The organism is Salinivibrio sp. MA427 (assembly GCF_001996115.1).
GTDB classification, from domain to species: domain Bacteria; phylum Pseudomonadota; class Gammaproteobacteria; order Enterobacterales; family Vibrionaceae; genus Salinivibrio; species Salinivibrio costicola.
Map to the genome: position 1 here is coordinate 1 of NZ_MUFH01000141.1, position 6,427 is coordinate 6,427.

8 protein-coding genes are annotated in these 6,427 nt (G+C 49.6%); all 8 read right to left on the reverse strand.

Going from position 1 to position 6,427, the window contains the following annotated elements:
* Positions 1-1,125: LysM peptidoglycan-binding domain-containing protein (locus BZG79_RS09935; protein ID WP_199877701.1), on the reverse strand; the 1,125-nt coding region annotated here is incomplete at its 3' end.
* On the reverse strand, positions 1,122-1,640 hold the full coding sequence (locus BZG79_RS09940; protein ID WP_077774298.1) for a DUF4123 domain-containing protein: 519 nt from the start codon (positions 1,638-1,640) through the stop codon (positions 1,122-1,124). The genes BZG79_RS09935 and BZG79_RS09940, both read right to left, overlap by 4 nt.
* A 9-nt stretch (positions 1,641-1,649) precedes the next feature.
* Positions 1,650-3,746, reverse strand: a complete 2,097-nt coding sequence (tssI, locus tag BZG79_RS09945) for a type VI secretion system tip protein VgrG (RefSeq protein WP_077774299.1) — start codon at positions 3,744-3,746, stop codon at positions 1,650-1,652.
* A 123-nt stretch (positions 3,747-3,869) separates the two neighbouring features.
* The gene (hcp-2, locus tag BZG79_RS09950; protein ID WP_077576942.1) at positions 3,870-4,388 is read right to left on the reverse strand and encodes a type VI secretion system effector Hcp-2; all 519 of its coding nucleotides are present in this window, start codon (positions 4,386-4,388) and stop codon (positions 3,870-3,872) included.
* 284 nt (positions 4,389-4,672) lie between these two features.
* Positions 4,673-4,966, reverse strand: coding sequence for a hypothetical protein (locus BZG79_RS16100; RefSeq protein ID WP_108743268.1), 294 nt, complete (start codon positions 4,964-4,966; stop codon positions 4,673-4,675).
* A 69-nt stretch (positions 4,967-5,035) separates the two neighbouring features.
* Entirely contained in the window at positions 5,036-5,293 is a 258-nt protein-coding gene (locus BZG79_RS09955) for a glutathione S-transferase N-terminal domain-containing protein (RefSeq protein ID WP_025744429.1), read from the reverse strand.
* Positions 5,294-5,478: 185 nt separating this feature from the next.
* On the reverse strand, positions 5,479-5,997 hold the full coding sequence (locus BZG79_RS09960) for a GNAT family N-acetyltransferase (protein WP_077774300.1): 519 nt from the start codon (positions 5,995-5,997) through the stop codon (positions 5,479-5,481).
* Positions 5,998-6,009: 12 nt separating this feature from the next.
* Positions 6,010-6,411: a GFA family protein gene (locus tag BZG79_RS09965; RefSeq protein WP_077774301.1), complete on the reverse strand. Its 402-nt coding sequence runs from the start codon at positions 6,409-6,411 to the stop codon at positions 6,010-6,012.
* Between the last annotated feature and the right edge of the window lie 16 nt (positions 6,412-6,427).

The following is a 6,427-nucleotide window of genomic DNA, read 5'->3' on the forward strand; positions in this document are numbered from 1 at the left end:
AGGTAGTGTCTCGTGTTTCGGGAGAGCATCAAAAAAAGCGACAATGCCTCTAAGATATACTCTTCTTTGTTCTACTGGGCGAGGTAGCTTTGTAGAGGTGGACACCTCATTTGAATTAGTGAAGTCACCGAGGGATGCATTAATACGACAATCTACTAAATCATTAATCAAGCGCTGGATATCTGAATCTCTGCTTGAGGTATAGTAGTTCAACTGATCACTATATCTATAAGTCGCACCATCCTCTTCAATTGAAATCGTTTTTGCATGCTGAGTGGCGATCTTCTCTAATTCATCGATAAGCTCGATAACAATATCAAGACAGTCAGATTGTAGTTCCTTAACGATACTCGCGCGTCTTCTTGCGAAGCGATTATCGACATCGGATCTTGGCTCTCTAACATTCACGGCACCACGACCAGTGACCACAATCGTATACTCTAAATAGTTATCATCACCGGTTTCTCGCCAACGCCCCCGCTCGACATTCAACGCTTCTATCCGTTCGTTAAAAGACGCATGAATATCGCGCACGTCCTCAATATCAGGCGTGCTGGGAAGGAATTCAATATTTGATGCCATGCTCATTTCTAAGGCTAATCGCGCTTGGAGAGCTTCCATATAGCGCTTTTTTAATGAAGATTCATCTGGGTGCTCTTCATCATACTTTGCCAAGAAAAACTCATGTGGCGTCGCTTTCACCTGATCCATCACACCAAGTTTTTCTAGATTAGCTAATACTGTCTCTTTATCTCCTTGCACCGCCTCTCTACATAATTGTGCTTCTTTTTCAATAATGTCGTAGGCTTCTTGAGTTAAGAGATAGACACTTGGACGTGGTGAGCTTCCCTCTGCTGGATTATGAGGCACATAAAGCGCATCGACGTATTCAATAGAGCATTTTCTTTTAGTCAAGTTATCATTAGGGACAACGTCTAATGGTTCCTTTTTCTCAGTGGACTTGTCATCCGGTGTCGGCACAGAAAGCGTATTGCCAACACGAATAGTATCGATATTCTTAATTCTATCGCTGTTCAGATCTTGAAGAGTACTAACATCCGTATTAAACGCTTCAGCTAACTCAGAGAGAGTATCTCCTTGCTTTATCGTATACTCTTGGCTCATGCTAGTAACTCCTCAACGATTGAAATAGGCAAATAGACAGTGTCAACTTCCGTCCCTTTTCGGGGATTAAATATTAATTGCGTGGCGTCTGATAATTCAGAGAATGCGGGAGATATGTACGCATAATGTGTCGTCTGTAATAGCGACATCAGCACAGTTTGATCACACAGGCTAGCAAGGTGTAATAACGTCTTGGGCGAGTAGAAGCGCAGCAGATATTGACGTTGGTTTTCATCAAAGACAGTGATATTCGCTTGTAAGCTAGATACTTGCTCGAAAATACCTAGATGCTCTGGCATCGCAAAAACCACGCCACTGCTCGCCCACTGAGGCTCCGTCAGCCAACGCTGATAAACCGAATCTTCCTCACTGACCTTGGCGCAAATAGGGCTATTTACTAACTGGGGCTCCCATATAGTATCTCGATACAAAGGTATCCATTCTACGTTACCCTCTGCGCAATGCTGACAAATGTCCGGCACGCGATTTTTATCGATCACTAACAACCAATTCATCACAGAATCCTACTTACATGGGCAGTCTTTCAATGGACAAGAGCCGTCAGTCTGCCGTTGACATATCTCCATCATAGGAATATCCAGTTTCGCGATAGCGGGTAACGCACTCGTGAGAGACGCATCGATCGGCGCTGCTGAGTTGACAGGATCAGGAAGCGACTCCACCCCAAACGGGAGAGCAGCGACTTTACCCGCATAGCCACTGCCTGCGCCGGGGCTGCCGCCTGAGTTGAGGTTAATCGCAGGGCCCACAAGGTGAACACCGCCGCCATCAATGCTGACAAAGCTGCCGCCGGCTTTGACCGTGATGCTACTTCCCGCCTCAATCACCGCTTTTTGACCGGCTTTGATATGAATTTCGTTACTGGCGTCATTCACCCATACTTGGCCAGCTTTGACATGCAGCGAGCCGTCTACAATCAGGGTTTGGTCTTGTTGAGTGTACTGGCGACTTTCCCCCTCCACGGTATGATGCGCATTGCCCATCACACGATGAAATTGGTCGTTGTGTACCTGATGGTGGTTGTCATGACCAATCTCGGTCACGCGGTCGTTTTCTACCTCGGTGTGCCAGTCTTTTTGCGCGTGTAAATACACTTGCTCACTGCCCGATTGGTCTTCGAACGTGAGCTCGTTGTAGCCCTCGCCTTGATGGCTTTCACTGCGCCAAACCGTCTTGGTTTTGTTAGCGGGCAAGGTATAAGGCGGCACATTGGTCGCATGATAGGTGCGGCCAGTGATAATCGGTTGGTCCGGGTCACCGTGTAAGAAAGACACAATCACTTCATGGCCAATGCGGGGAATGGCCATCATGCCGTATTGGCTGCCCGCCCAGCCTTGCGCCACCCGTATCCAGCAACTGCTTTTGTCATCGCCGTTGGAATAGCGGTCCCACGGGAAGTGGACTTTCACTCGTCCGTGTTCATCACAAAAGATTTCTTCGCTATCCGGTCCCACCACGGTGCCTATCATGGGGCCATCCACTTGAGGTTTGGGCGTGGGGGTTGCGCGCCACGGGGTAGTGGCAGGAATAAGCATAAACTGGTTGTTGTAGGTGGTAGCGCCTTGGCCGCCCTCTTCTTCCAGTGCTTGTGGTTGGCTGCCTTGGTGGTGTACTCGCACCACTTGCCACGCTTGGTTTACGCCCTCATCCAGATGGTCGCTGATGGTAAAGCGATAGCCAGCCCGTAATGCGGGCTCATTGCTTTGCCCGTTGGCGTGTTCAGCCTCACGGCGTAAGTACTCGAGGCGGGTTTGGTTAAACGCCTGACCAGTAGCGTCGTCTTTAAAGCGGCCCGGAAAGTCAAAGTGCTCGTAGCTGTCGGTACGCTGGTAATCAATGCCATCGGCTTGCGCCGCTTGTTGGAAGCTGTAGCGCGGTTTTTTAAAGCTGTAGTCTTTTAACGCCGTGTGGCTAGGGCGTGCCGCGGTGTGGCGTGTCAGACCATAGATATACGGGGTATCCGTGCGTCCGCCGCTTAAGGCGTTATAGGGCACCGGGTTATCAAGCTGGGGCAAGCTGTTTGGCGCATCGGTCACCACCAGGGTATGGGTGGTGGCGTCGTGCTCGTGGTGATACACCAAGCCTTCTTCTGCCGCTAAGCGGTGGAAGAACGCCAAGTCATTTTCTCGGTACTGCACACAGTATTCGCGCTCGGCATAGTCGCGAGTGAGCGAGAAGCTCACCTCCGTGACGCCCATTTCTGTGAGCAGGGTTTCTAGAATAGTCGGCACGGTTTGGTGCTGGAAGGTGCGACTGTTTTGGCGAAGCGACAGACGATACAGGGCGGGCACCAAGGTTAAGCGGTAGCGGGTAAAGTGATGACCAATGTCACCTTGGCTAAAGGCACTGGCAATGCCTTGCACCCGTTTGACCAGCTCGCCGTTGCGCCACAGCGTCAGCTGCACTGGCTTATCGACCACTTGCTCTGGCGTGAGGTCGGTATGGCGGCTCGCCAATGCCACCTCATACTGGAACCCATACACCGGGTTGCCATTCAGGCCAGCTTGGTGAGAGAGGCACTCGTCCCCTTGGTAGTCCACCACCACGAACGGTTGCGGGTCCAGCCCCGCCACGGTTAACGCTATTTGCAATGTCGCCATCTGTGTATCCTTCGCCCTGCTTGTTTACCCTGATACGTTCAGCCAGACCCTGCCGTCTGGCTCAACGCACCACAGCCCGCCCGTAAAGGCAGGCTGTTTGTGTCTTCATGTCGCCATGAAGGATTAGGCTTCGATAGGCTTGCGCCAGTCGTCTGAGCCTGAGGTGCCTGCGTTGACGTGGTCCCAGGTCACTTTGCGGTAAGACATCGACACCGTCAGGTTCTGGGTAAAGTCTGACTTCGCAGGGTCTTGGCAATGGGGCATCTCGCAGTGAATGTCCACAATCGAAGCGCTTTCCAGCTTGGTGGTAAAGAAATTTTCTTGTTTCCCTTCAATCGAGGTGCGGTACCACTTCAGCTCAACGGTTGACATCTTCTCGCCCGACGCCAGTGCGTTATAAAGCAATGGCACCGCTTTGTTGAGTGCSACGGTGAATTTRAAYGGYTTRTGMACACGTTGRCCRGATGGCTGACCAGATTGTGGGTCGGTSGGMACSGTCACRTTGTGGTCAAACTGTTGTACCAGCATTTCGTCTTCGTGGCCTTCGACAAAAGAATCACCGATAGAATCCGCGGTGCAGGCACCGGCAGTAATCAAACCCTGAGTTTCACCTTCAATCGAGATATAACATGGCGTTGGCATAATCGCTCCTTTGTATGTCATGGAAGACACATCGCCACCGTGGCGGTGTGCCTGTTCGCTCTCTTAATCCTGCGAAATGCATGCCAAGTTTTTTACCATTACAAATCAGCATCTTAGGGTATGACTGACCAATTTTTTGCACGTGCCAAGCAACTTCTTGCCAAGCCAAGCAAAAAGTTGCTCAGCATAAGGCTAACGAGTCGATATTTGCGTTGTCATTTTCAGCGCCGTTTTTTTGAACCCACTTTGCATTATTGGTGGATCGTCGCACACTCATTACTTCGTTACGATCGCTGTTTGCGTGCCCAGTGGATGTAGTCTTGGATCACAGGCTCAGCGAGTAATAGGTCGAGGCTGTGTAATGCGCGACCCAGGTGTTTTTCACTGAATTGGCGATGAATAAAGGCGTGGCAAGGCCGGCATACCCAAATACCGTGTTCGCGCATGTAGGGTCGGGAAAAGCGCTTGGTGAACCATTTGTTGTTATGACAAGTTTTGGGGATCAAGTGATGGAAGGTCAGCGGCCTTGAGTGCTGACACAGTGCACAGGGCGTTGAAGAAGGCGGAGAGGCAGGCATACAGATAATAATACTTAAAAAGAGGGTCGCATCGATAACTGCGACCCTCGTAACCAGTATCTGGTTCAATTACGCGAAGTTGTCACGCAAGTATTCAATGATATCGTCCGATTCGTACATCCACTGGGTTTCGCCGCCTTGGTCAATACGCAGACAAGGCACCATCCCTTTGCCGCCTTCGGTCTGTAGGCGTTGCCATTCTTCGGCGTTAGCGTTCATATCCACCAGCGGAATATCTAACTTAAGCTCTGTCATGACTGCACGCACTTTATGGCAAAATGGGCAGTGCTCTTTGTGGTACAAACTTAGTCCGTTCAAATCAGCCATTATGTTTCCTTCTTGGTCATCAAGGCGGCTCTTCAAATACCACCAACTGTGTAAATTCACTCCACGTAATGATGGCATTGAACTTGGTCCCAACGCTAGTCGTTAGCCTGTTTTATTGGCACTACATGAGCAACTAAGAGCTAAATGACAATTAATCTATCACCTCAAGGTATATTGCTCATCACTCAAACGCTGGATAATGTGTTGCGATAACAAAGACAGTCAATCGCTTCACCAGCCACGTATGCCACGTTGAATTTTTTATCGCATAGGTTAAACCCGTTCCGCTCCAACACTGTTTGCGATGCCATGTTGGTCGTAGACGCCATGGCGTTAAGTGTCACAAGTCCGTATTCGCGCGCAACCTCTAGAGCGTACTTTACCGCTCGAGAGGCAACTCCCTTCCCAGTGTGTTGCTCTGCAATGCGATACCCTAACGAACCTGATGCAGATACCGTATCAATTTGGCTGATATTAACCCGTCCCAAAAGCTGGCCCTCGGCATCCGTGATCAACATAGGTACGTGTTGTCCTTTCTGATGTAAGGCAAGTAATTCGCAGATGTGGTCATAAACGCCTGCTTGGCGATAAAACGCCTCACCGCGCGATTCAATATAGGTTTCAAAATAAGCACGATTTTGTTGTTCAAAATGGAACACCAAGTCCGTATCAGAGAGGGTAAGGGGGCGGATCAGCAGCTGCATAACACGACCGAATTAATCCGGCCCATGTTCAAACTGTTTTAATGACTCATTGGGCGTATGCCATGGTGCCTTCGACGCCGTGTGAATATGAAAATTTGGCGCCGATTGTGGGGCGGTATCCAAAATTCCTAGACGAATATTGAACATCCCCTTATTGATTTTATGAGAGAAAAGGCTCGACCCACATTGCCCACAAAAAGCAAGCACCGTTTCTGCGCTTTTCTCATAATAACGAATATGCGTTTGACCAGCCGTGATCGAGACTTTTTCTGCCTCTATGCCGCCGACTGATGAATAGTCTGAACCAGTAAACTTTCGACATTCAGAGCAATGGCAGTTTCCCATATAAAGGAAAGTGTCAGGTAATGTAAGACGGACACCACCGCATAGGCAGCTAGCAGAGAGAGTGGACATGAGCATACCTCTATCT

Bases quoted from the DNA above. Each gene is read 5' to 3' on its own strand.
- BZG79_RS09940 (WP_077774298.1), bottom strand. From the start codon at position 1,640: ATGAATTGGTTGTTAGTGATCGATAAAAATCGCGTGCCGGACATTTGT.
- tssI (WP_077774299.1), bottom strand. From the start codon at position 3,746: ATGGCGACATTGCAAATAGCGTTAACCGTGGCGGGGCTGGACCCGCAA.
- BZG79_RS16100 (WP_108743268.1), bottom strand. From the start codon at position 4,966: ATGCCTGCCTCTCCGCCTTCTTCAACGCCCTGTGCACTGTGTCAGCAC.
- BZG79_RS09955 (WP_025744429.1), bottom strand. From the start codon at position 5,293: ATGGCTGATTTGAACGGACTAAGTTTGTACCACAAAGAGCACTGCCCA.
- BZG79_RS09960 (WP_077774300.1), bottom strand. From the start codon at position 5,997: ATGCAGCTGCTGATCCGCCCCCTTACCCTCTCTGATACGGACTTGGTG.
- BZG79_RS09965 (WP_077774301.1), bottom strand. From the start codon at position 6,411: ATGTCCACTCTCTCTGCTAGCTGCCTATGCGGTGGTGTCCGTCTTACA.